Here is a 24,509-nt window from a genome sequence, read left to right as displayed (position 1 = left end):
TCGCTAAAAATTATTTAATCATTTTTTTGACTTCCTTAGCTTCTGCCACTACATCAGGGAAGTCTTGATAGTTAGCTATCACTTGGTCACAGGTATAACTCGCTTGATATTTGTCCTTTAACGCCAAATAGTTTCTAGCCATCAATACCAAAGACTTAGCTCCCCAATATTCCTCCGAAGCGTAATTATTAGCGAGTTTAAAGATACTTTCGTTACTATTTTTAAAGGCTTTAGCTTTATTTTGATAATAAGCCTTAGCATAAAGGGCTTCCGCCGCTACGCTAGGATTAGATGATTTTTCTAAATCTGTATAAGATTTTTGAGCCTCTTTGTCTTTTCCTTGATTCATAAGGCTTCTAGCTTTAATGACTTTAGCCTGTTCTAACACTGCAGGTGAGTTTTTAGTATTACTTAAAATTAAACCTGCATAAGTTTCTGCTTTAGCGAAGTCTTTTTTATCAGCATAATATTTCATCAACTCTTGTTGGGCGAAAGATTTTATTTTTGGGTTATTAGAATCTACTAACTTGGCTAAATGTTCTGCAGCTTCTTCTCCTTTATTTTTAGATAGAAGAATTTGAGCGGAACGAAGCCTTGCTTCCTCTTGATAATCATTAGGATAAGCTGTTACGAAATTGAATGATTTCAATGCTTTAGCATCATCTCCATTTTGATAATAAGATTCTCCCAGTTCGTATTGAGCTTGGAAGGCTGTACTGCTAGAAACATTTTGTGCTAAATATTTCTCATAGTAAGGGATTGCTTTTTCGTACTGCTTTTTGGCGTAAAGCTGTCTTGCGGTAGATAGGTTAATTTCGTCTATTTCAGATTTGTCTAGACTAACACCTAAGTTCTTAGCAAAATCTTGATAACCTGCCGTATCTCCTGTTTTTAAATAAAGAGAACGAGCCACCACTAACACCTTATCTGCATAAACGGTATTTTGGTATTTTTTAGCTAACGCTTTTATTCCAGAAAACGCTTTGGCTTCTTGGTTTTGTTCGATATCATTTTGTACCATATAAATTTCTGCATTGGCTACCAAATGAGTATCTGTACTGGTTTTAACCACTTTATCAAAGTATTCGCTAGAAAGAACAAACTCATCATTAGCGGCATAAGCAGTACCTATTTCGTACAATGCATCATCTTTATACTCCGAGTTTGGATACTGAGCAACTAGCTTTTTCATTTCTGAAATTTTAGCTTCAGTATCACCTTTAAAGCCTAACGCCATTGCCTTTTGGAACAGAGTGTATTCATCGGTTGTTTCGGCATTGTTATAAATAGCGATAGCATCGTTTAGTTCGTTATCAGCATAGTGTGTGTCGGCTAGTCTTAGTTCCGCATCAGCTTTGAACTCTGCTTTAGGATTTTTAAGGTAAAGTTTAAAACACTCCTTAGCTTTACCGAAATCTTTATTCTTAAAGTAAGCATATCCTAAATCATAATTGATTTGCGAGCGTTCATCAAAGCTACCTTCTGTCTTTTGTAGTTTTTCAAAATAACTAATAGCCGAAGGATAATCCTCCAACTGATAATAAGTTTGAGCCAACCAATATTGAGCCTTTAGATAAAACTCTTGATTATGATTAAACTTTAAACTCTTTTTAAAATATAGTTCGGCTTCTTTGTAATTTCCTTTATTAAATTCTTCCGTTCCTAATAGATAGGCTACCTCTTGTTCTATTTTATCTGTTTCGGTAGTTTTGGTATTGATTTGATTTAAAGCACTTAAAGTTTCTTTATAATTACCCGAATAAAGATAAGATTTCACCAATAAAGTTTGCATCTCTGGAGAAGTATCTTTATAACTGTGGATATAAGATTGTATCACCGAAGACGAAGATTCATAAGGGTTTCCTATATCATAACTTAATTTAGCATATTGTAGATGAGCTAACTTTTTAACTTTAGCATCATAGGACATCTGATAAGCAGAACGGAAGGCAGACAGAGCTTCCTGCTTTTTATTGGTTTCTAAATAAGCATTTCCTAGTTGATAGTAGGCATTTTGAGATAAAGCAGACTGACTATTAACCAACTGACTATAATAAGATACCGCCTCATCATACAAACCCATTTGTGCCGCTACAAACCCCATTTCGTATAAATCGGACTCACTAGGAGCTTCTTTAGAGTCTAAAAATACCTTTAGGTGAGGATATGCAGCTCTGTATTCTCCTTTCATAAAATAGCTTTCTCCTATTATTTTATGAACCTCGGATTTGTAAGAACTACTTAAATTTTCTTTTAAAAGCATTTCTCCTTCAGCTATTGCTAAATCATAGTTTTTATCATTAAAATACATCTGAACAAAATAAGGCTTTACTATTTTGCTGTATTTTTCCTTGTCTTTAATCTCGTTAAAGTATTCAAAAGCCTTTCCTGTTTGTCCTTCTGTGTAGTACAAATGTCCTAGCATATAGGCGATGTCTCCTTTTTCTGAATCTTCAGAAGAAGTGTAAGCGTTCTCCAAATCCTTAATAGCCGCTTTTGAATCGCCAGACATAAACTTAGCATACCCTAGCTTTAAAGAATGTTGGGTCTGTTCCGAAGATGATAAATGATTAACATTTAATTTATTAAGTATTTCTAATGCCTTTGGAAAATCTTTTTTTATTAAATAAAAATCAGCTAAAGGAGCTTGTCCCTCTGCGAAATGTTCTGTATTAGGATGGTTTGCTATGAAGGTATCCAACCCTTTTTCCGCATTAGGATTTTGTAAAATAACATCAATCAAATGAGTGTAAAACCCAGCAACCTCTTTTTGAGATTGAGTTAAAGACTGATGATAAAGATATTGCTGAGTGTATTGATATTGAGAAGTCGCAAAAACTTTAGTGGTGTAGAGTTGGCTCGCTAAATCCGAAGAAAAAGTATTTTTTTGATTAAAAACAGCCGACTGTTGTCCTTCCGAAAGTCCAAAAAACAGCACAGCCGTAGCTATCCATATTTTATTTTTATTCATCTTGATTTTAAAATGAGGTTTTTAGCATTTATTTAAAGGAACGAAAATAAACAAAACTTATTATTTAAACAACTTTCGAAGTAAGAGAGATCCATATGTTTCAGTTGAATTAAGTGTAAATATGATATTAAACATATCTTATCATAAAAGTTTTAATTTGTAATTTTGTAGGAAAATACAACATATTATGTCAAAAAAAGTACTTTTAGCAATATTAGACGGTTGGGGATTAGGCACAGATGATAAAGTTTCTGCAATTGCCCAAGCACACACACCATTTATGGATAGCTGTTACAGTAAATTTCCTAATACCACATTGGAGGCTAGTGGCTTAGCCGTAGGGTTACCAGACGGACAAATGGGAAACTCAGAGGTAGGTCATATGAATTTAGGAGCTGGAAGAGTGGTTTATCAGAATTTGGTAAAGCTCAATATGGCGGTGGAAAATAAAACCTTAGGGCAAGAGAAGGCTATTTTAGAGGCTTTTAATTATGCTAAAGAAAACGGTAAAAAAGTACATTTTATTGGTTTAGTATCTAATGGTGGAGTTCACTCTCATATCAATCATTTAAAAGGATTATTGTCTGCTGCGAGTGATTTTGGATTAAAAGATAATGTATTTGTACACGCCTTCACAGATGGTAGGGACTGCGACCCTCACTCAGGAAAAGGTTTCATAAAAGAGCTTACAGAGCATATGCAAAGTACCACAGGAAAGCTTGCTAGCGTTGTGGGGCGATACTACGCGATGGATAGAGACCGCAGATGGGAAAGGATAAAGTTAGCTTATGATGTGATGGTGAATGCAATAGGAAAACCTAGCAAAAATGCAATAGAAAGCATAGAAAAATCTTATCAAGAAGGCGTTTCTGATGAATTTCTGAAGCCTATTCTTTGTGTAGATGAACTCGGGAATCCTATTGCAAAGATAGAAAATGATGATGTGGTATTCTGTTTTAATTTTAGAACCGATAGAGGTAGAGAAATTACTGAAGTTCTTTCTCAAAAAGCATTTCCTGATTTTGGTATGACACCACTAAAACTCCATTACATCACACTTACCAATTATGATAAAGATTTTAAAGAGGTAAAGGTAGTCTTTGATGAAGAAGTTTTAAATGACACTTTAGGAGAGGTACTAGAACGAAATGGGAAATCACAGATAAGAGTCGCGGAAACAGAGAAATATCCTCATGTAACTTTCTTTTTTTCAGGCGGTAGGGAGAAGGAATTTAATGCTGAAAAAAGAATCTTATGCCCAAGCCCTAAAGATGTGGCTACATATGATCTTAAGCCAGAAATGTCTGCTTATGACATTACCAACAAAATTGTACCTGAACTAGAGAATAAAACGGCAGATTTCGTTTGTCTTAATTTTGCTAATACTGATATGGTAGGGCATACTGGCGTTTTTGAAGCAGCTGTAAAAGCAGCTGAAACCGTAGATAAATGTATAGAAAAAGTAGCCACTACAGCTTACGAAAATGGTTATACTGTATTTATACTAGCTGACCATGGAAACTCTGATGTTATGATAAATCCTGATGGTAGTCCTAATACTCAACATTCTACCAACTTAGTTCCTCTTATTGTTATGGATAAAGACAAGGTATGGAATTTAACTCCAGGGAAATTAGGCGACATTGCACCAAGTATCTTAAAAGTAATGAATATAGAGAAACCTGAAGCAATGACAGGGAATGTAATTCTTTCTTAAAAGAATACTTTAATTATAATAAAAGCATCGCCTCGAATAAAATTCGAGGCGATGCTTTTATTTAGGGTAAATAACTCATTAAACAAAAGGTATCTTAACCACTTTTGCTGGTACATTTTTATTTCTAATCTGAATAAAGATCTCACTCCCTAATTTAAAATGAGGCTGATCAACATAGGCTAATCCCAAACCAATTTTCTTCATAGGACTCATGGTTCCAGAAGTTACTTTACCAATTATATTTCCTTCTGAATCTACAACAGGATAGTCATGTCTTGGAATGGCTTTTTCTTGCATTTCAAAACCTACTAATTTTCTCGTAATGCCTTGTTCTTTTTGTTGAGCAAGAAAATCTCTATCTACAAATTCTGTATCTAGTTTGGTAATCCAGCCTAAACCTGCTTCTAATGGAGAAATGGTGTCATCAATATCGTTTCCATATAGACAGAATCCTTTTTCTAAACGAAGGGTGTCTCTAGCCGCCAACCCACAAGGGATAAGCCCAAACTCCTCTCCTGCTTTAGTCAAGGCGTCCCAAATTTGCTCAGCGTATTCATTTTTAAAATAAATCTCAAAGCCTCCGCTTCCTGTATAACCTGTATTAGAAATAATAACATCAGCCACACCATCTACGCTTCCTACGGTAAAATGATAGTAAGGAATATCCGCAAGTTGAGTATCCGTTAGTTTTTGTAAAGTATCCAATGCTTTAGGACCTTGTATTGCAATAAGGGAAATTTCATCTGAAGCATTAGTCATTTTAGCTCCAAATTTCTCGTTGTATTTAGAGATATGTTGCCAATCTTTATCTATGTTAGAGGCATTTACTACTACAAAATACTTTTGGTCCTCCATTTTGTAAACAATCAAATCATCTACAATTCCACCTTTTCCGTTAGGAAGACAAGAATATTGTGCTTTGCCGTTTTCTAAAGCTTCTACATTATTAGAGGTAACATATTGTAGAAGTTCTTTAGCACCAGCACCTTCTATGAAGAATTGCCCCATATGAGATACATCAAAAATTCCTACTTTTTCTCTTACAGCAAAATGCTCTTCTGTTACTCCAGAATATTGCACAGGCATTTCAAACCCAGCGAAAGGAACCATTTTTGCTCCTAGCGAAACATGTTTGTTAAATAAAGCGGTTTTGTTCATTATTACTTATTATTAAATTATTTTATTACTTCAACATTTTTTGTTTATATTCTTTGAGAATGATTTTAAACCATTCTGTAAATTGCTCTGGATTAGCTTCTAACTCTTTATCCAAAGTTTCCATAGAGATGTATTTTACCTCTGAAACTTCTTCAGGATTAAGGTTAAAATCACCTTCGTAAATCCCTGTAAACACATAGTCTAGCTCGTGTTCCCAAAGATTATCACCAACTTCGGCTTTATAAATGAAACTGAATTTTTCGGAAATATCAGCATCAATACCCAACTCTTCAATGAGTCTTCTTTGAGCTCCAGCCTTGTAACTTTCTCCTAATCTTGGGTGAGAGCAAACCGCGTTAGTCCAAAGTTTAGGCGAATGATACTTAGCATCTGCCCTCCTCTGGAGCAACATCTCTCCTTTGGTATTGAATAAAAAAACCGAAAAAGCACGATGCAAAAAGCCACTTCTATGCGCTTGGAGTTTTTCCATCACACCTAAAACCTCATCTTTAGGATTTACTAAAACGACTTTTTCACACATAATGGTGGCAAATTTAAGGTATTATTCCTTTACAAGAAACTGTTTAAACTGAATTTAATACCCAAACAATTACTTATACGAAATTACTTTATCTAACTCGTTGTGCATTTTAAATAATACTGATTTTTAGATGATTTAATTTTCTTTGGAAGATAAATTTATTGATATATTGAATAACCGTTGCGGCGGTTATTTTACTGATTATCCTTGTTTTAAAGCCTTCAAAAGTTTTAGCATAGTTTCTTTTAATCATAAATTGGTCGCAAAGTTGAGAGAAAAATGTCTCAATTCGTTTTCGCTTTTTCTTGTACAATGAAAATTGAGGAATATAATCTTTCTGATTACTTCTCATTGGTGTATCTAATTTAATATTAGCATAGTTAAATAAATCTATTTGAACTTTTGCTGATAAATAGCCTCTATCTCCAATTAAAGTACAGTTTCGCATTTGCTCACCAATATCTTTTAAATAGTGGATGTCGTGAACGGATGCAGGGCTTATATCAAAATTCTTAATCACACCATTTAAAGAACATACTGCGTGTAGTTTATAGCCATAGAAATATAATTTCTGTGAAGCACAATAACCATATGTTGGTGAAGAATAGGATTGCTCTTTACAAATTTTTGAACGAGTAGAACGAGCATTTTCACAAACTTTCATTGGCATGCTATCAACGATAAAAATATCTTCAAACTCATTGAACTCCATCGAAATACGCTGTCTAATTTGCTCTGTTTGTAGGGATAGTCTTCGTTTTCGCTTATTGTAAACACTTCTTTCAATTTTGTTTATCAGAGAGTTTGGCAATTTTCTAAATAACTGTAATTCGCTATCAATACTCAAGTATTCAGCAGTAATATTAAGACTTATGACTTCTAAATCGCTCATTTTAGGTGTTCTTCTCTGATAACTAATCAGTTGATTTTCTGAAAAAAGTCCTAAAACTTCCAAAATTCTTTCATATATTTGCTCTATGTTGTTCATTTATATCGTTTTATAGCAAAAACAATATACTGATTTTCAGTCTAATAAACAACTCTTGTTTTTTTCATTTCATAATGCACAACGGGTTAATTAAATGAACAAGAATAACACAAACAAAAATATGACAACTATTGAAAACTATTTAGACAGCCATTACATACACAGAAGTAACTGGCTAAGAGCAGCTGTATTGGGTGCTAATGATGGTATAATCTCTATTTCCAGTTTGGCGATAGGGGTTGCAGCTGCAAGTACTACGAGAGAACCTATCGTTCTTGCCACTGTGGCAGGTCTAGTAGCGGGAGCTCTTTCTATGGCAGCGGGAGAATATGTTTCTGTAAGCTCTCAAACAGATACCGAAAAGGCTGATATCGCTAGAGAAATTAAGGAATTAGAAGAAAACCCTGAATTAGAACTTCAAATTTTAGCTCAGATTTATGAAAAAAGAGGTCTTAAAAAAGATACTGCTTTACAAGTTGCTAAGGAATTAACGGAAGCTGATGCTTTGGCAGCACACATAAGAGACGAGCTAGGCATCAATGAGATTAGCCAAGCTAACCCTACACAGGCGGCATTAGCTTCAGGAGCTGCATTTACCGTAGGAGGTGTATTGCCTCTTCTAGTAACTTTATTTACTCCTGTAGAAAGTATGGAGTACTTCCTTTACGGATTTACCATTATTTTCCTTGTTATATTAGGAACTATTTCTGCAAAAACAGGTGGTGCCAATGTAGTAAGAGCCATATTAAGAATTACACTTTGGGGAACTTTAGCTATGGGATTATCGGCATTAGTAGGTTATTTATTTGGAGTTAATGTATAAATAAACTCCATTAAATTTATACTTAATAGACTGTCTTTTAGGCAGTTTATTTTTAGTTAAAATATTTTCCTACTTAGGGATTTGAAAATTTAATATTAAAATAATTATGTTTGCAAAAATTTTTAGAAAATGATAAACTGGAAAACAACCAAAAACTACGAAGACATTACTTACAAAAAATGCAATGGCGTTGCTAGAATTGCCTTTAATAGACCCGAAGTGCGTAACGCCTTTCGTCCCAAAACAACATCAGAACTTTACGATGCCTTTTATGATGCTTACGAAGACCCATCTATTGGAGTGGTATTATTATCAGGCGAAGGTCCTAGCCCCAAAGATGGTGGCTGGGCATTCTGTAGCGGTGGCGACCAAAAGGCAAGAGGTCATCAAGGTTATGTAGGCGAAGATGGTAGACACAGGCTTAATATCCTTGAAGTACAGAGGCTTATTAGATTTATGCCAAAAGTAGTAATTGCTGTAGTTCCAGGTTGGGCTGTTGGTGGAGGACATTCACTACATGTGGTTTGTGATTTAACTTTAGCTAGTAAAGAACACGCTATTTTTAAACAAACAGATGCTGATGTTACCAGTTTTGATGGTGGCTATGGTTCTGCCTACTTAGCTAAAATGGTAGGACAGAAAAAAGCAAGAGAAATTTTCTTTTTAGGCAGAAATTACTCTGCACAAGAAGCCTTTGAAATGGGAATGGTGAACAAAGTAGTACCTCACGAAGAGTTAGAAGATACCGCTTACGAATGGGCTCAAGAGATATTAGCAAAATCGCCTACATCTATCCGTATGCTAAAATTTGCGATGAATCTTACAGACGACGGTATGGTAGGTCAACAAGTATTTGCTGGAGAGGCAACAAGACTCGCCTATATGACTGACGAAGCCAAAGAAGGACGAAATGCCTTTTTAGAAAAAAGAAAACCTGACTTCGGTGAAAATCAATGGATTTCTTAATAAAAAATATCACTTTTCAATAAAAATAAAATGAAGCATTGGATACAAGCCGCAAGACTGCGTACACTTCCGTTATCATTAAGCGGAATTATTACGGGAGCTTTTGTGGCTAAATGGAAACTTAAAGAAACAGGAGGAACTTGGGATATTTGGATTTTAATCCTTGCTCTTTTAGTAACCCTACTCTACCAAATCTTATCCAACTTTGCTAATGATTACGGCGATGGCATAAAAGGTACAGATACCCATCGTTCCACCCAAGCAGAAGCTAGGGCGGTAGCCTCTGGAAAAATATCAGCCCAACAAATGAAAATGGCAGTACTCATTACAGCGGTTCTTGCTTTTTTAGCAAGTGTAGTCCTGCTATATATTGCGTTTTTTCCCAAGTATATTAAAGAATTTTGGTTCTTTATTGGGTTAGGTGTATTGTGTATCCTCGCAGCTATTGGCTACACGGTAGGCAAAAAACCTTACGGATATATGGGGCTAGGCGATATAATGGTATTTATATTTTTTGGATTAGTCTCTGTAGTTGGTAGCTATTTTCTGTTTACTAAATCTTTGGATTGGGATATTTTTCTTCCTGCTACTGCCGTGGGAATGATGAGTGTAAGCGTACTCAACCTAAATAATATGAGAGATATAGAAAGTGATAAAGCCTCTGGTAAACATACCTTAGCACTAAAACTAGGATTTAGAAAAGCCATGGTTTATCAAATGATATTGATGCAACTACCTCTCATTTTGGTACTCGCTTTTTTAATGTTAAATCAACTACACGAACGAGGGAATTACTATGCTTTCATCGTGATGATTTTGCTATTTCCTATGATGGCACTTAGGCGAAGAATTATGCAAGTAAACGAACCCAAAGAGCTGGACCCATTTTTAAAACAAGTAGGCATCATTACTCTAGTAATGTCTATACTTTTAGCAGTAGGACTTAATTATTTTTAATCAGAAATAAATTTGATAAAAACAATACTACAATGAAAATAAAATTTCTAGGACAAAACTGTTTTCTATTTTCTTATAAGGGTATCAATATTCTTTCAGACCCTTTCTATAATTATCAAAAAGAAAAATCGGGGTTTGATATTACTAAAGAAAAAATAGACTATCTACTCATCACTCACGCTCACGGAGACCATATTGCCGATGTACAGGAAGTGCTAGACACCTAAGGTGGACATTATACTATGTGTGCTAGAAAAGCAAGTTTTGCCGCTTCGGAACTTATTAAAACCCCTAAGGTTATTGGCTGCCACTTTGATACCTTCCCTCCGATTAGTATAGACCACACCCAAGCCCAAAACCATTTTAAAGAGAAAAATGTAGAACTCGTTTTACCTAACTTGGGGCAAGAGTTTGATTTATAAACTACCATTCTATAACTAATCCCTCAACAAACAATGTTGAGGGATTTAATTATTCTATTTATTTCTTAAAACTATATTTCACCCCCAATACTAAGTAAACTGTTGTTAGGCGAGTTAGGGAGTATTTCAAAGAGATCCGCTTCATCTCTGTCATTCCCCAAAACAATAGCTTCATAATTCATATATAAAGCCATATATTTTGAAATAAAATAGCTGCAACCTATTCCTGCATTAAAAGAAGCATAAAGTTTATCATAATCCGTTGCCTCACTAGGCGAATAGTAGTAGTTACTCTTCACTTCTTGATTTATAGCCAACCCTAAATTTAAGTTTCCACTAAAATTTTCTATGATTCGGTACCTCCAAACGATATTCAAAGGAACAGAAATAACAGCTCCTTCAAAAAAACCTTTTGAACCATCATTCATTGGGTTTATTACCCCTGTTTCAAAATACTTTAGCCTTCCGCTAACAGACCAGTTTTTCGCAAAAAAATATTCTGCTAAAAAGCCCCCTTGCATAAACGACATTTTACTTGGAGGAACCGACATTTTTGAGTTCAACCCCACCTCTGCCCCAAAAAACCATCGTCCCTTTGGGTTTATAATTTCTCTTGTTTGCGCCGTAATCGTATTTGACAACAGCACCAATACCATCACAAATAATGTTTGATATTTAATTGAGTTTATACCTATCATTGATACAAATCTAAAACGGTCTAAACCAAAACAATGGCTAAAAATGTTCTTTTTCATAATAACAAATTTTAAAAGGTGCTTAAACAAAAATAACAAAACTTTCAAACAAAATAGCCTCAACTTTCTTCCTAAAAGACATGTATCTTTATATTTTTCAAATAAGATATATTTACCACTTCTATACAGAAGTAGATGGAAGAAGCAAAAGTGAGACTTCCCTCTTTTGGTAATACTTTGTTTACAGACTGTTATTTTTTTTCATTTATTAATTTTAAAGCATATTCTAAAAAAACATTTTCATTGTTAATGTACTGATATATTGTTGGTATTACTTCATAATGTGGTTTAACTCCACTACCAAAAGGTAATTTTGGTTCAACATTCATAAGGAATTGTAATGCTGGAATTTCAATAGTTATTTTAGAATTTGGCAAAGTCAAATTTTGGCTATATCCACTTGTGTTTCCAAAATAACCACCGCCTGTTTCTTGCCCAATAAATGTAGCTAATCCTTTTGAATACATCATATTTGAAAATTCGCTACCCCCAGAATATGTTATTGGACTGATGATGATATACACATCTCCTTTAAACTTATTTTTGGGTGATTTTTTATATGCCTTAAGCCCTAAACCAAAGTTATTTTTTCTTTCAAGACTTCCGTCATTCATTTTTTTATTCGCAAAAATTCTCTCTAAAAGTCCAAATACTTTAAGTTTTATAGGTTTATCAATTCCATTATCAAGTACTATTTTTGGGGCTTTTACTCTTACTTTGGCGTATTTTTGATACTTATCGCCAAAATAAGAATACAATAATCCTTCATTTCCTTCTGTTCCTCCGCCATTCTTACTAACATCAATAATTACATTTTCAATATCCTTTCCCTTTATTTCAGAAAAACTATATTCTAAGAATTTTTTTAAGGTTTTGTATTTACTATCTTTTTTGATAACATCATTTGAAAATGTTTGAATATCTAAATAAGCTGTTTTTGGATTGATAATTTTAAGTTTCAGAGGTTCATTTTCATCTTTTTTCTCAGCTAAAGCAATATTCTTTTTTAAGTTAGCATTAATTTTACTAATTGACAATGAGTTAATCATGATAGGGTCTTCAATTCCTTTAAATTTCACTTCATATTTCTCAATTATTCCATAGTAATAGTAATAATATTTAGAAAAACCAAAACCTCTTAAATCACTATATTTCACAGTTTTTATGTAACCGTCTGACGCAAATAAATTTCCAATTTTTCTAACTATTTCTTTCGGTTTTTCTCCGTTTATTTCTTCAATTTCAAGATTTTCGATTTTTGTAGAATTATCTGAAGCATTATGAGTACAATATAATTTCTCACCTAAGAAAACTACTGTTAAAGGCAAAAATCGGATACTTTCGTTTTTGTTAATTTCTTCTTTAACTTCTTTTGGTAAAAAAATATCAGTATGGTCTTCTCTTGATAATGCTACCAATGGTGCAATTATTTTATGAAATTCAAACACATTAAGGTTTGTTGTTATTTTACTTTTTGCATGTTGGAAAGCGAAATCAACACTATCTTTCGGTGTATACCAATACATTCCCGAGTGAAATTTATCCAATCCTTGATATAATAAATCCAAATCTCGTTGAAGTTTTTCTTTTTCAATTTTAGGAAAATCACCAAAGTTTTGAGAATAGATACTTTGTGTCAATAAAATTAATAATACTAATATTTTGTTCATTTATGATATGTTTGGTATAGTTGCCTATAACAATAGGTTTTCTGAAACAAAAGTATAAATTTCGTAAATACAAACTACATAACGCTCATTTCTTTTTCAATATATCTCAAATTTTACCACTTAGGAGTGAATAAGGGAGTATAGTGAAATGCTAATCTATTTACTTTAAAAATTTTAAATAATTCTCCTATAAAAAAGGGTGATCTTGAAAATAAGACCACCCTTTTTATAATGATTGTAGTATTCTATCTATTTAATAAACCCTTTATTTTTTAACAAAGGTTTTAGGTCTGGAGTTCTACCTGTAAACTCTTTGTAAGCCTGATTAAGGTCTTTGGTATTCCCTACAGAAAGAATATATTTTCTGAAACGGTCGCCATTAGCACGAGTCATTCCTCCGTTATTTTTAATCCAATCCCAAGCATCAGAATTTAGCATATCACTCCACATATAAGCATAGTATCCAGCCGAATAACCACCTCCCCAAATATGTGCAAAGTAAGGCGAATGGTATCTAGGTGGAACTTGCTCTACCAATAGACCATATTTATTAAGAGCTTCTTTTTCAAAATCCAAAGCAGGCTTAAACTGCTCCTCACTAGTTACGGAATGCCACGCCATATCCAGCGTTGCCGCCGCTACCAACTCCGTTGTAGAATAACCTTGGTTAAAAGCAGATGCCTTTTTAATTTTATCAATTAAAGACTGTGGCATTGGCTGTTTAGTCTGATAGTGTAGTGCATAGTTTTTAAGTATTTCTGGTTCTAAAGCAAAAAACTCATTGATTTGAGAAGGAAACTCTACAAAATCTCTAGGCACATTAGTCCCTGAAAGGCTCACATAATCTTGGTCTGCAAACAAACCGTGCAAAGTGTGCCCAAACTCATGGAACATGGTAGTTACATCATCATAGCTAATTAGCGAAGGCTTACCTGGAGCTGGTTTTTGGTAATTAAATACATTTACAATAACAGGTTTTTGTCCTAGAGTTTTAGACTGATCTACAAAATTGCTCATCCAAGCACCACCACCTTTGTTATTACGAGTGTAGAAGTCTAAATAATAAAGTGCCATAGATTTGCCATCTCTATCAAACACTTCATAAGCCACTACATCTGGATGGTAAACAGGTAAATCTTTTCTTTCCTTGAATGTAATTCCGTAGAATTTTTCAGCCGCATAGAAAACCCCTTTCTCCAAGACAGTAGTTACCTCAAAATAAGGTTTGATTTCGTTTTCATCTAAGTCGTATTTAGCCTTTCTTACTTGCTCTGCATAGAAATTCCAATCCCAAGGTGCTAGTTCAAACCCACCTTTTTGTACGTCAATAATTTTTTGGATTTCACCCGCTTCTCTTTTTGCTGTTTCTACCGCTGGTTTTGCTAATTGAGCTAAAAGATTCAATGCTTCTTCTGGCTTTTGAGCCATTTGATCTTGAAGCTTCCACTCTGCAAAAGATTTTTTACCTAAAACTTGAGCTTTTTTCAATCTTAATCTTGCCAATTTTTCTATGATTGAACGAGTGTCATCTGCATTACCTTTTTCCGCTCTGTACCAAGAAGCTTTGAACAATTTTTCTCTCGTTGTTCTATTTTTTAAATTCTGTAATAGCGGTTGTTGAGTAGTATTTAATAAAGATAAAAGATACTTCCCTTCGTGTCCTGCTTCCTTAGCTGCTTGTGCTGCGGCAGCTATCTCATCAGGTGAAAGTCCATCTAGTTCTTTAACACTGTCTATAATTAACGCTCCATTCTTTCTTGCATCTAATAGCTTATTAGAAAACTGTGTTGAAAGAGAGGCTAATTCTCCATTAATTTTTTTAAGTTCTTCTTTTTTAGCGTCAGAAAGTCCAGCTCCTGCGATATCAAAGTTTTGTTTGTAATACTCTACTAACTTTTGGCTTTCGCTATTAAGTCCTCCTCTATTTTCGTACACTTTTTTGATACGTTCATAAAGTTTAGAGTTAAGGTAAATCTTATCCGAATGTGCCGAAAAAATTGGAGCGTACTCCTGTTGTAGAGCCTGTAACTTATCGTTAGTATTAGACCCCGTTAAATTATAAAAAATAGATTGGGCTCTCTTGAGTACCTCACCGCTGTTTTCTAATGCTAATACGGTATTTTCAAAAGTTGGAGCTTCTGTATTATCACTAATTTTTTGTACCTCTAGCTCCTGTACTTTTAGACCATAATCAAAAGCGGGTTTAAAATGTTCATCTTTAATTTTATCAAATTCTGGGGCTTGATATTGTAATTTTGATTTTTCTAAAAAAGGATTACCTGCAGGTACAGGAATATCCGCTGATGTTTTCGTTTTTTCCATAGTTGTACAAGCTACTGCCGATAGTCCTACCGAACCGTAAAGCAATACTGATGCAATATTTTTCATTGATTAAAATTTATAATTTACCTTGTAAAAGTAAGAAAAATAGATGAATTTTTGAGTATTGCACAAAATAAGCTGTTAAACTAAAGGCTTTGCTAACCCTATTTTTAAGCATAATTTTTAGTAACTTTGTCGTGTTATCTTTTCAACTTAGAATTAGTTATGCAAACTGTATATATAGATTTTTTTAATATTGGTGATGAGGAAGATTTTTATTCTCAATTAAAAGAAAAATTACCTCTTCCTGATTATTTCGGGAATAATTTAGACGCCCTCTACGACTCCATCAGTGGAGATATAGAACTACCTCTACACCTAGAGTTTGTAAATATGACCGTAGAACAACTAGAAGATTTTGAAGACCTCCTAACCACTCTTGAAGAGGCTGATGAGGAGATAGAAGGTTTTAGTTTTTCCTATTACCTTGAGCAATACGAAGACGAAGATTAAAATCTATGAAAATGGCTTGGGAACGCTTCTTTAGGGTCTTGTTTTAGAACATTCAGCTTTACCCAAGACTTAAGAAAACCGTATCCATACGAAAACATTTGCACATAGGTTGCCATAACTGCCATTGTAGCGATACTAATGTTTTTGGTTTTTATAAGTGCGTGTATCCAAACTACAAAAGTATACAAACCGTAGAGCCCAAGTAATAAGCCATTATGCCAAATAACATAATGTAGAAATCCTATGATATAGCCTATCAAAAACAAACTAGGAAACCAAAAAGTAGGCTTTACATATTTAGGGTGTCTTTGGTTGAGAATAGGACGAGCAATCCCAAATTGATAGACCTGTTTTGAGAATTTACCTAAATCGGTTCTGCGTTTATGATACACCCCAATGCTATCAAAAAAAGCCGTTTTATAACCCGCCTCCCATAGCGACATAGATAAGTCTGGGTCTTCTCCTATACGCATTTCTGAAAAACCTCCTACCTGCTCAAAAGCTGATTTTTTAACACCCATATTAAAACTTCTCGGCTGAAATCTTGATACCGATTTTTTGCTACCTCTAATTCCTCCTGTTGTAAAAACGGAAGTCATAGAATAAGAAATAGCCTTCTGCATAAGGTTAAATCCTCTATGGGCTTTATCCGCTCCACCAAAGGCATCACAAGACGTTTTAGAAATATTATTTTTTATTTCTTCTATATAGTTATTTTCCACAATCACATCACTATCCACAAATACTAGCCAATCGCCTGAGGCACGCCTTGCACCGTAGTTTCGCGTTAGACCAGGACCAGAGTTTTCCTTCCTAAAAAACTGAATGTTCAGCATTTCCCCAAATAATGCTATTGTAGGTCGTAAATCTACAGCCGAACCATCATCTACTACAATCACTTCAAACGCTTTATCCGTCTGACGAGATAGGGAATTTAACAACTCAAAAAGTTCGTCTTTCCTATTATAGATAGCAATAATGATAGAAATATTAGGCATAGAAATAAAGGATATTTAGTTTTGATTTTTGGCTTTTTTACTTCCTTCATACATTTCGTATTGCAGGAATCTGGTTTCCAATTTACCATTATACAATTTTATTTTTCGGCTAGGTCTTAACCCCAACTTTTTAACCGCTTCTAAATCTGAACTGATAAGCCACGCCAAAGTATTAGGATAATTTTGTTTAAAGGTATCTCCTATTTTTTTGTAAAATGCTTCATCATTGATGCTAATTCGCTCGTCATAAGGTGGATTAAATACCATTAAAAGTGGAAAGTGCTCTTTTTCTGTCTCAAAGAAATTTTGTTTCTTTAGTTCAATCACATCTTCCAGCTCTGCGGCTTCAATATTAGTTCTTGCTACAGCCAAAGCTTTTGGGTCTATATCGTAGCCTATGATTTTCCCTGTAAACTCTTTTATCCTATTGATTCTAAACTCTTTTATTTTAACAAAAAGTGCTTCATCGTAATTTCTCCAATTTTGGAATGCAAATTTTTTTCTAAAAAGTTGAGCTGGTAAATCCATTGCCAGCATAGCAGCTTCTATCAGTAATGTACCACTACCACACATAGGGTCTAAAAAATTACCTTTGCCGTCCCAACCTGCCAAATGTAGCATTCCAGATGCCAATACTTCGTTAATTGGTGCTACCCCTTGCTCCTTTCTGTAGCCTCTTTTAAAGAGAGGGTCGCCAGAAGAATCCAAAGAAATTACCACCATATCTCTATCAATATGTAGATGGAATTTAATATCAGGATTTTTCGGAGCTACATCTGGACGTTTATGATATTTATGCTGAAAGTAATCCACTATGGCGTCTTTCATCTTAAGAGTCATAAAATGGGAGTGAGTAAACCTCTCCGAATGCACCGTCGCATCTATGGCAAAGGTTTGGCTCAAATTCATAAATTCGTCCCAAGGAAAGCGAGATAATTTATCGTAAAACTTTTGCTCATTATAAGCCTTAAACTCTAGGATAGGTACTAAAACTTTAACTCCTGTACGCAAGGCATAGTTAATTTTATAGAGAAATCCCAAGTCGCCTACGCAATTTACCGCTCTATTTTTAGTTTCAACCTCTCTCCCACCGAGCTTTTTTACCTCTTCCGTTAAGACGTCTTCTAATCCGTAAAAAGTTTTAATGCTTATCTTTAAATTATCCCAATTCATCTCTCTTAAAATATCTGTGCTACAAAGATACTAAAAGCGATTCTATTTGCTCAAAATTAAAAAGACTACAAACTAAAAATTGCCAAACTCACATAATTTAATATTTTTTACTATATTAGTAAACTCATAAATTAAAATAGTAAGTAATTTTTTGATAATCTTATATAAAGTAAAAATATATGAAAAATTATGTTATTGAAAATCTACCAGATTACTTTAAACAGTACAAAAAGTCTATAAAAAATCCTAAAAAGTTTTGGGACAAAATAGCCGACGAAAACTTTGTTTGGTATCAAAGATGGAGTAAAGTTGTAGAATATGATATGCATGAGGCTAAAATAAAATGGTTTAAAAATGCCAAACTCAACATTACCAAAAACTGTATCGACCGACATCTTGCCGAAAGAGGCGATAAAAATGCCATTATTTGGGAGCCGAACAATCCTGAGGAAGCTACTCAATACATTACCTACAACGATTTGTATGAAAGAGTGGGCAAAATGGCCAATGTTCTTAGAGCCCAAGGCATACAGAAAGGAGATAGAGTCTGTATTTATCTACCTATGATTCCAGAATTAGCCGTTGCTATGCTGGCGTGTGCTAGGATAGGAGCCATACATTCGGTTATTTTTGCAGGGTTTTCAGCTTCTGCTATAGCCTCTAGAGTTAACGATTGTGAAGCCAAAATGATGATTTGTTCTGATGGAAGTTATAGAGGTAATAAAGTTTTAGACCTTAAATCTATTGTTGATGAAGCTACAGAACAAACACCTTCTGTTGAAAAAATTCTTGTAGTGAAAAGAACTCATAACTCTATCAACATGAAAGAAGGAAGAGATTTTTGGTTAGAACCTCTGTATAACGCTGCTCCTGTAGACAATATTCCTCAAATTATGGATGCCGAAGATCCTCTTTTTATCCTTTACACTTCTGGTTCTACTGGTAAGCCTAAGGGTATGCTTCATACCTGTGCCGGTTATATGGTTTACTCGGCTTATACCTTTAAAAATGTATTTAATTACAAAGAAAACGACATCTATTGGTGTACCGCCGATATAGGTTGGATTACAGGACATTCCTATATTTTATATGGTCCTTTAGCTAATGGGGCTACCACCGTCATCTTCGAAGGTGTACCTACTTACCCTCAACCTGACCGATTTTGGGAAGTTATAGAAAAACATAAAGTTACTCAGTTTTATACTGCTCCCACCGCTATCCGTTCTTTAGCAAAGGAATCTTCGGACTGGGTAGAAAAACACGATTTATCTAGCTTACGAGTAATTGGTTCCGTAGGTGAACCCATTAACGACGAGGCTTGGCATTGGTACAACGACCATGTAGGTAAGAAAAAATGCCCTATTGTAGACACTTGGTGGCAAACAGAAACGGGAGGAATTATGATTGCTCCTATTCCATTTGTTACACCTACTAAACCTACTTATGCTACCCTACCACTACCTGGAATACAGCCTGTACTTATGGACGATAAAAGAAACGAAATCACTGCAAACCAAGTTGATGGTAGTTTGTGTATTAGATTTCCTTGGCCAGGTATAGCACGAAGCATTTGGGGCGACCATGAGAGGTACAAACAAACCTATTTTTCAGCTTTCCCAGGTAAATATTTTACTGGAGATGGAGCTTTAAGAGACGAGGTAGGCTATTACAGAATTACAGGGCGTGTAGATGATGTTATTATAGTATCTGGACATAACTTAGGTACTGCACCAATAGAAGATAGTATTAACATACACCCTGCCGTAGCAGAGTCAGCCATTGTTGGATATCCTCATGAAGTTAAGGGAAATGCTTTATATGGCTTTGTGATACTAAAAGATACTGGAGAAAGTAGAGATAAAGAAAATCTGAGAAAAGAAATCAATCACCTAATAGCAGATACCATAGGTCCTATAGCTAAGTTAGATAAAATTCAGTTTGTATCTGCCTTACCTAAAACGAGAAGTGGAAAGATTATGCGTAGAATTTTAAGGAAGATAGCCGAAGGTGATTTTAGTAATTTTGGGGACACATCTACTCTATTAAACCCTGAAATTATAAATGAAATTAAAGACCAGCGTATTGATTAGTCCATTTTTCCAAAAACTTTCAAAAGCTGAATAAATGAAAAAACAGAACATAGAATTAGGGTTAATTCTATTATGTTTAGGAATGATAGGGGTATTTTCAATTCTCACAATGGAAATACCCTTGCCTCCTGAAGCAGAAGTAATACTACGAAAGAGTTTTAGTCCACTACAAATAAAAATGCTTGCATTAGTAAACCCCACTATAATGCTCATTGTTGCTGTGGTTCTAGGAACTATTCTTCATCAAAAGGTAAATCTAAAAGTTCCCATTATTGAACACATAGTCGGAATTAAAAGTCATCAGCTCCCCAATCTCCAAAATATTCTGAAATATGGTGTTTTAGGTGGTATCCTATCAGGAGGTTTATTAAGCCTTGTAGGAATTATATTTAAGCCAATACTTCCGAAAGAATTTATAGTCTTAGGAGAAACTCTGCAACCCACCCTAACTGCTAGATTTCTGTACGGCGGACTAACCGAAGAAATCTCAATGAGATTCGGTATGATGACTTTTGTTACTTGGATTGCTTCCAAAATACTTAATGGAACTCAACCTATTGTGTATTGGATTGGTATTATTATAGCATCGGCTATTTTTGCTATTGGTCACTTCCCTATTACCTATCAAGCCGTTGAAAATCCTTCTTTTGGATTATTGAGTTATGTATTTATTGGAAATTCAGTTGGAGGTGTAATATTTGGTTGGCTATATTGGAAGAAAGGGTTAGAAAGTGCCTTTATTGCCCATATATGTACTCATATTATTATGGTAATAGTGGAGAGAATGATATAAAAAAGTACAAATGACAACTGAGAACAATTTTATAGAAATCTTCAAATGTAAATATTTAGTAAACGCTGAATATTTAAAAGATATTTTATCTGAAAACAAAATAGGAGCCCTCATTAATTACGAAAATAATGGAATTTTAGTTAAAAACCCTGATATTAAAGTTGCTCTAGAGATTATTTCAACTCAAGACATTGATGAAAGTGAAACAATTGACCAAGAAAACTTTATGACCGAGTATAAAGAATGGAATGATAACAACCTTAACCCAGGTCATTATCTAGGAGGTAATATTCCATTTTTTATAAAAACCCGTTCAAACCATCTTTTTTTTGGAGTTGCTACATTAGGATTTTTTATTTTACAAGCTATAACACTTATCTATTCTTCAAATTTTAGTTTTTGGAATATAATTTTTACTATTCTTACCTTTCTCGCTGGTGTAAACTTTATGATTCCATGGTTTAATTACCAAAATGAGAAGAAACGCAAAAAAGATAATAAATAATAATATTAAACTATATTTACCACCTTAGTAAAAAAGCTACCTCAATTTTGAGATAGCTTTTTTAGTATTTAATCTTAGAAAATTTTACAATTTAAATCTCTGTATCCAAATCCCAATTCTCTAAATAATCGTGAACCGCTTTTAAGAACATTCCACCTAGAGAACCATCTACCACACGGTGATCATAAGAGTGGCTCATAAACATTTTCTGTCTAATCGCAATTACATCGCCCTCTGGAGTTTCTAGCACTGCAGGTTTTTTAACAATAGCACCTACCGCCAAAATAGCCACCTGAGGCAAAGGGATAATTGGTGTACCCATTAAATTACCAAAAGAACCAATATTAGAAATAGTATAAGTAGCACCTTGAGTATCTTCTGGTTTTAGTTTTTTGTTTCTCGCACGATGAGCTAAATCGTTAATAGCCTTAGCTAAACCACTTAACGATAATTGGTCTGCGTTTTTAATTACAGGCACAATAAGATTTCCGTCTGGTAAAGCCGTTGCCATACCTATATTGATATTTTTCTTCTTAATGATTTTATCTCCATCTACAGAAACATTAATCATTGGATAATCCTGAATAGCCTTCACTACCGCTCTTACAAAAATAGGCATAAATGTAAGCTTTTCGCCTTCTCTCTGTTGGAAAACATTTTTATACTTATTTCTCCATTTCACTACATTGGTAACATCACTCTCTATAAATGAACTTACATGAGGAGCCGTGTGCTTACTACGCACCATAGAATCAGCAATAATTTTTCTAACTCTATCCATTTGTATCACTTCGTCTCCCTCAGAAGTACTTACAGGTACAGAAGATACCGCAGATGCACTACTAGGTACTACCACCTGAGGCACTTCCTGCTTCTTAACAGATGACGAAGATTGACCTCTATTCTCCACATATTTTAATATATCTTCTTTGGTAATTCTACCTTCTAGACCTGTACCTTGTATAGTTTTTAACTCAGCTTCTGAAATATTTTCCTCTTGAGCAATAGATTTCACTAAAGGCGACAAATATAAATCTCCTGAAAACTCTACTTTCGACTCATTTAGAGGTGCTTCTATTGTTTTTATAACATCAGCACTAGGAACTTCCTCTGCCGTTTCAACTACTTTTGGTGCTTCTTGAGTAGTATCTGCTACGGCACTTCCGCCCTCTGTTTCTAATATCGCAATAACCTCTCCTACTTGCGCTACCTCGTCTTTTTGTTTTAAAATTTTAACAATCTTCCCCGAAACAGGAGTAGGAACATCTGAGTCTACTTTGTCTGTTGCTATTTCCACTACACTATCGTCCTCGTTTACGAAGTCGCCCTCGTTAAATAGCCAAGAAATAATAGTTGCTTCCATAACGCCTTCTCCCATTGAAGGAAGTAATAATTTATATTCTGCCATTGTTTTATTGGTTTTTAGCAAAGATAATATTTTTTTAAACTCTCACACGAATTTCATCGTTCAATTTTTCAACGATAGCCTATTTAAACGCCATCCGTATCTCCCAACATTGGAACAAACTTATACACTCCAAAAGTTTCCTTTTCTATTTCTGTTTCAGAAATTTTGGTAAATCTATAAAGTATTTGCTCTTCTAAAGCCCCTAGCGGAATGACCATTTTACCACCTACTTTAAGTTGCTTTAATAACTCTACAGGCAAAGTTTCAGCTCCGCAGGTTACAATAATTTTATCAAATGGTGCAAAAGTAGGCAACCCTAAAAAACCATCTCCAAAACTTTGAAAATGTGGACGAAGTCCCAAAATTTTAAACATCTTTTTAGAAAAATCAAATAGCTTTTTCTGTCTTTCAATAGTGTAAACTTTAGCTCCCATTACCATAAGAACCGCTGCTTGATAGCCGCTACCTGTGCCTATTTCTAATATTTTCTCTCCTTTTTCTACCTGTAATAATTCGGTTTGTTCCGCCACAGTAGAAGGGTGAGAAATCGTTTGATGTGCAGCAATAGGAAAAGCTCTATCTTCATAAGCATAATCTTCAAAAACACTTTCCATAAAAAAATGACGAGGCAATGCTCCTATCGCTGATAGCACATTTTCATCACAAATACCCAATTTTTCTCTTAAATATTCTACCAGTATTTTTCGTTTTCCTTTATGTACAAATGTATCTTTCATTTTATTTTTGGAAAAAGAAAGTTATTCTAACCCGTTGTGCATTATGAAATGAAAAAAACAAGAGTTGTTTATTAGACTGAAAATCAGTATATTGTTTTTGCTATAAAACGATATAAATGAACAACTTAGAGCAAATATATGAAAGAATTTTGGAAGTTTTAGGACTTTTTTCAGAAAATCAACTGATTAGTTATCAGAGAAGAACACCTAAAATGAGCGATTTAGAAGTCATAAGTCTTAATATTACTGCTGAATACTTGAGTATTGATAGCGAATTACAGTTCTTTAGAAAATTGCCAAACTCTCTGATAAACAAAATTGAAAGAAGTGTTTACAATAAGCGAAAACGAAGACTATCCCTACAAACAGAGCAAATTAGACAGCGTATTTCGATGGAGTTCAATGAGTTTGAAGATATTTTTATCGTTGATAGCATGCCAATGAAAGTTTGTGAAAATGCTCGTTCTACTCGTTCAAAAATTTGTAAAGAGCAATCCTATTCTTCACCAACATATGGTTATTGTGCTTCACAGAAATTATATTTCTATGGCTATAAACTACACGCAGTATGTTCTTTAAATGGTGTGATTAAGAATTTTGATATAAGCCCTGCATCCGTTCACGACATCCACTATTTAAAAGATATTGGTGAGCAAATGCGAAACTGTACTTTAATTGGAGATAGAGGCTATTTATCAGCAAAAGTTCAAATAGATTTATTTAACTATGCTAATATTAAATTAGATACACCAATGAGAAGTAATCAGAAAGATTATATTCCTCAATTTTCATTGTACAAGAAAAAGCGAAAACGAATTGAGACATTTTTCTCTCAACTTTGCGACCAATTTATGATTAAAAGAAACTATGCTAAAACTTTTGAAGGCTTTAAAACAAGGATAATCAGTAAAATAACCGCCGCAACGGTTATTCAATATATCAATAAATTTATCTTCCAAAGAAAATTAAATCATCTAAAAATCAGTATTATTTAAAATGCAC

At 34.2% G+C, this 24,509-nt stretch carries 20 protein-coding genes and 1 pseudogene; 10 read left to right on the top strand and 11 right to left on the bottom strand.

Annotated elements, in window-relative coordinates; genetic code table 11:
* Positions 1–10: 10 nt before the first annotated feature.
* Positions 11–2,971 (bottom strand): tetratricopeptide repeat protein, encoded by a 2,961-nt coding sequence (locus VIX88_RS00795; RefSeq protein WP_214193948.1) that lies wholly within the window; start codon positions 2,969–2,971, stop codon positions 11–13.
* 187 nt (positions 2,972–3,158) lie between these two features.
* Here VIX88_RS00795 and gpmI point away from each other — a divergent pair, with 187 nt between their 5' ends.
* On the top strand, positions 3,159–4,688 hold the full coding sequence (gpmI, locus tag VIX88_RS00790) for a 2,3-bisphosphoglycerate-independent phosphoglycerate mutase (protein ID WP_064970720.1): 1,530 nt from the start codon (positions 3,159–3,161) through the stop codon (positions 4,686–4,688).
* Positions 4,689–4,766: 78 nt separating this feature from the next.
* On the opposite strand, the gene gcvT is transcribed toward gpmI, so the two are convergent.
* From gcvT to VIX88_RS00775, 3 genes are all read right to left on the bottom strand, one after another.
* Entirely contained in the window at positions 4,767–5,846 is a 1,080-nt protein-coding gene (gene gcvT / locus VIX88_RS00785; RefSeq protein ID WP_064970722.1) for a glycine cleavage system aminomethyltransferase GcvT, read from the bottom strand.
* Between the two features lie 25 nt (positions 5,847–5,871).
* Complete coding sequence (gene idi / locus VIX88_RS00780; RefSeq protein WP_064970724.1) at positions 5,872–6,387, bottom strand: isopentenyl-diphosphate Delta-isomerase; 516 nt, start codon at positions 6,385–6,387, stop codon at positions 5,872–5,874.
* Between the two features lie 109 nt (positions 6,388–6,496).
* Positions 6,497–7,375 (bottom strand): IS982-like element ISRa1 family transposase, encoded by an 879-nt coding sequence (locus VIX88_RS00775; RefSeq protein WP_127919822.1) that lies wholly within the window; start codon positions 7,373–7,375, stop codon positions 6,497–6,499.
* Positions 7,376–7,469: 94 nt separating this feature from the next.
* Between VIX88_RS00775 and VIX88_RS00770 the strand changes: the two genes are divergently transcribed.
* The 4 genes and pseudogenes from VIX88_RS00770 (at position 7,470) to VIX88_RS00755 (ending at position 10,543) form a co-directional block, all read left to right on the top strand.
* A complete protein-coding gene (locus VIX88_RS00770) occupies positions 7,470–8,198 on the top strand; it encodes a VIT1/CCC1 transporter family protein (RefSeq protein ID WP_064971243.1) in 729 nt (242 codons plus the stop codon).
* Between the two features lie 129 nt (positions 8,199–8,327).
* Positions 8,328–9,164, top strand: a complete 837-nt coding sequence (locus VIX88_RS00765) for a 1,4-dihydroxy-2-naphthoyl-CoA synthase (RefSeq protein WP_004918886.1) — start codon at positions 8,328–8,330, stop codon at positions 9,162–9,164.
* Positions 9,165–9,194: 30 nt separating this feature from the next.
* Positions 9,195–10,121, top strand: coding sequence for a 1,4-dihydroxy-2-naphthoate octaprenyltransferase (gene menA / locus VIX88_RS00760; protein ID WP_064971242.1), 927 nt, complete (start codon positions 9,195–9,197; stop codon positions 10,119–10,121).
* 32 nt (positions 10,122–10,153) lie between these two features.
* Positions 10,154–10,543: pseudogene (locus VIX88_RS00755) on the top strand (MBL fold metallo-hydrolase).
* Between the two features lie 71 nt (positions 10,544–10,614).
* Here VIX88_RS00755 and VIX88_RS00750 read toward each other — a convergent pair.
* The 3 genes from VIX88_RS00750 to VIX88_RS00740 form a co-directional block, all read right to left on the bottom strand.
* Positions 10,615–11,298 (bottom strand): outer membrane beta-barrel protein, encoded by a 684-nt coding sequence (locus VIX88_RS00750; RefSeq protein WP_237190367.1) that lies wholly within the window; start codon positions 11,296–11,298, stop codon positions 10,615–10,617.
* A 191-nt stretch (positions 11,299–11,489) separates the two neighbouring features.
* Positions 11,490–12,968: a S41 family peptidase gene (locus VIX88_RS00745; RefSeq protein WP_154212690.1), complete on the bottom strand. Its 1,479-nt coding sequence runs from the start codon at positions 12,966–12,968 to the stop codon at positions 11,490–11,492.
* Between the two features lie 249 nt (positions 12,969–13,217).
* Positions 13,218–15,356, bottom strand: coding sequence for a M3 family metallopeptidase (locus VIX88_RS00740; protein ID WP_064971071.1), 2,139 nt, complete (start codon positions 15,354–15,356; stop codon positions 13,218–13,220).
* A gap of 159 nt (positions 15,357–15,515) precedes the next feature.
* On the opposite strand from VIX88_RS00740, the gene VIX88_RS00735 reads away from it, so the two are divergent.
* Positions 15,516–15,803, top strand: coding sequence for a barstar family protein (locus VIX88_RS00735; RefSeq protein WP_064971070.1), 288 nt, complete (start codon positions 15,516–15,518; stop codon positions 15,801–15,803).
* On the opposite strand, the gene VIX88_RS00730 is transcribed toward VIX88_RS00735, so the two are convergent.
* Positions 15,800–16,801, bottom strand: a complete 1,002-nt coding sequence (locus VIX88_RS00730) for a glycosyltransferase (protein WP_064971069.1) — start codon at positions 16,799–16,801, stop codon at positions 15,800–15,802. The two genes, VIX88_RS00735 and VIX88_RS00730, sit on opposite strands and share 4 nt — an antisense overlap.
* Positions 16,802–16,816: 15 nt before the next feature.
* On the bottom strand, positions 16,817–17,974 hold the full coding sequence (locus tag VIX88_RS00725) for a THUMP domain-containing class I SAM-dependent RNA methyltransferase (RefSeq protein WP_214193947.1): 1,158 nt from the start codon (positions 17,972–17,974) through the stop codon (positions 16,817–16,819).
* 179 nt (positions 17,975–18,153) lie between these two features.
* Between VIX88_RS00725 and acs the strand changes: the two genes are divergently transcribed.
* The 3 genes from acs to VIX88_RS00710 all read left to right on the top strand — a co-directional run bounded on the left by acs (position 18,154) and on the right by VIX88_RS00710 (position 21,362).
* Positions 18,154–20,064, top strand: a complete 1,911-nt coding sequence (gene acs, locus VIX88_RS00720) for an acetate--CoA ligase (RefSeq protein ID WP_014938634.1) — start codon at positions 18,154–18,156, stop codon at positions 20,062–20,064.
* Between the two features lie 178 nt (positions 20,065–20,242).
* Positions 20,243–20,857 (top strand): type II CAAX prenyl endopeptidase Rce1 family protein, encoded by a 615-nt coding sequence (locus VIX88_RS00715; RefSeq protein ID WP_237190365.1) that lies wholly within the window; start codon positions 20,243–20,245, stop codon positions 20,855–20,857.
* Between the two features lie 10 nt (positions 20,858–20,867).
* Positions 20,868–21,362, top strand: coding sequence for a hypothetical protein (locus tag VIX88_RS00710; RefSeq protein WP_237190353.1), 495 nt, complete (start codon positions 20,868–20,870; stop codon positions 21,360–21,362).
* Between the two features lie 91 nt (positions 21,363–21,453).
* On the opposite strand, the gene VIX88_RS00705 is transcribed toward VIX88_RS00710, so the two are convergent.
* The gene (locus VIX88_RS00705; protein ID WP_064971066.1) at positions 21,454–22,770 is read right to left on the bottom strand and encodes a dihydrolipoamide acetyltransferase family protein; all 1,317 of its coding nucleotides are present in this window, start codon (positions 22,768–22,770) and stop codon (positions 21,454–21,456) included.
* An 83-nt stretch (positions 22,771–22,853) separates the two neighbouring features.
* Positions 22,854–23,507, bottom strand: coding sequence for a protein-L-isoaspartate(D-aspartate) O-methyltransferase (locus tag VIX88_RS00700; protein WP_064971065.1), 654 nt, complete (start codon positions 23,505–23,507; stop codon positions 22,854–22,856).
* A 116-nt stretch (positions 23,508–23,623) separates the two neighbouring features.
* Here VIX88_RS00700 and VIX88_RS00695 point away from each other — a divergent pair, with 116 nt between their 5' ends.
* Positions 23,624–24,502, top strand: a complete 879-nt coding sequence (locus tag VIX88_RS00695; protein WP_127919832.1) for an IS982-like element ISRa1 family transposase — start codon at positions 23,624–23,626, stop codon at positions 24,500–24,502.
* Positions 24,503–24,509: the final 7 nt, after the last annotated feature.

The organism is Riemerella anatipestifer, assembly GCF_035666175.1.
GTDB lineage: Bacteria > Bacteroidota > Bacteroidia > Flavobacteriales > Weeksellaceae > Riemerella > Riemerella anatipestifer_D.
The sequence above is the reverse complement of the archived record's forward strand: the minus strand, read 5'-3'. Positions and strand labels throughout refer to the sequence as shown.

Excerpts from the sequence above, each read along its gene's own strand:
- VIX88_RS00795 (WP_214193948.1), bottom strand. The coding sequence starts at position 2,971 with ATGAATAAAAATAAAATATGGATAGCTACGGCTGTGCTGTTTTTTGGA.
- gpmI (WP_064970720.1), top strand. The coding sequence starts at position 3,159 with ATGTCAAAAAAAGTACTTTTAGCAATATTAGACGGTTGGGGATTAGGC.
- gcvT (WP_064970722.1), bottom strand. The coding sequence starts at position 5,846 with ATGAACAAAACCGCTTTATTTAACAAACATGTTTCGCTAGGAGCAAAA.
- idi (WP_064970724.1), bottom strand. The coding sequence starts at position 6,387 with ATGTGTGAAAAAGTCGTTTTAGTAAATCCTAAAGATGAGGTTTTAGGT.
- VIX88_RS00775 (WP_127919822.1), bottom strand. The coding sequence starts at position 7,375 with ATGAACAACATAGAGCAAATATATGAAAGAATTTTGGAAGTTTTAGGA.
- VIX88_RS00770 (WP_064971243.1), top strand. The coding sequence starts at position 7,470 with ATGAACAAGAATAACACAAACAAAAATATGACAACTATTGAAAACTAT.
- VIX88_RS00765 (WP_004918886.1), top strand. The coding sequence starts at position 8,328 with ATGATAAACTGGAAAACAACCAAAAACTACGAAGACATTACTTACAAA.
- menA (WP_064971242.1), top strand. The coding sequence starts at position 9,195 with ATGAAGCATTGGATACAAGCCGCAAGACTGCGTACACTTCCGTTATCA.
- VIX88_RS00750 (WP_237190367.1), bottom strand. The coding sequence starts at position 11,298 with ATGAAAAAGAACATTTTTAGCCATTGTTTTGGTTTAGACCGTTTTAGA.
- VIX88_RS00745 (WP_154212690.1), bottom strand. The coding sequence starts at position 12,968 with ATGAACAAAATATTAGTATTATTAATTTTATTGACACAAAGTATCTAT.
- VIX88_RS00740 (WP_064971071.1), bottom strand. The coding sequence starts at position 15,356 with ATGAAAAATATTGCATCAGTATTGCTTTACGGTTCGGTAGGACTATCG.
- VIX88_RS00735 (WP_064971070.1), top strand. The coding sequence starts at position 15,516 with ATGCAAACTGTATATATAGATTTTTTTAATATTGGTGATGAGGAAGAT.
- VIX88_RS00730 (WP_064971069.1), bottom strand. The coding sequence starts at position 16,801 with ATGCCTAATATTTCTATCATTATTGCTATCTATAATAGGAAAGACGAA.
- VIX88_RS00725 (WP_214193947.1), bottom strand. The coding sequence starts at position 17,974 with ATGAATTGGGATAATTTAAAGATAAGCATTAAAACTTTTTACGGATTA.
- acs (WP_014938634.1), top strand. The coding sequence starts at position 18,154 with ATGAAAAATTATGTTATTGAAAATCTACCAGATTACTTTAAACAGTAC.
- VIX88_RS00715 (WP_237190365.1), top strand. The coding sequence starts at position 20,243 with ATGCTTGCATTAGTAAACCCCACTATAATGCTCATTGTTGCTGTGGTT.
- VIX88_RS00710 (WP_237190353.1), top strand. The coding sequence starts at position 20,868 with ATGACAACTGAGAACAATTTTATAGAAATCTTCAAATGTAAATATTTA.
- VIX88_RS00705 (WP_064971066.1), bottom strand. The coding sequence starts at position 22,770 with ATGGCAGAATATAAATTATTACTTCCTTCAATGGGAGAAGGCGTTATG.
- VIX88_RS00700 (WP_064971065.1), bottom strand. The coding sequence starts at position 23,507 with ATGAAAGATACATTTGTACATAAAGGAAAACGAAAAATACTGGTAGAA.
- VIX88_RS00695 (WP_127919832.1), top strand. The coding sequence starts at position 23,624 with ATGAACAACTTAGAGCAAATATATGAAAGAATTTTGGAAGTTTTAGGA.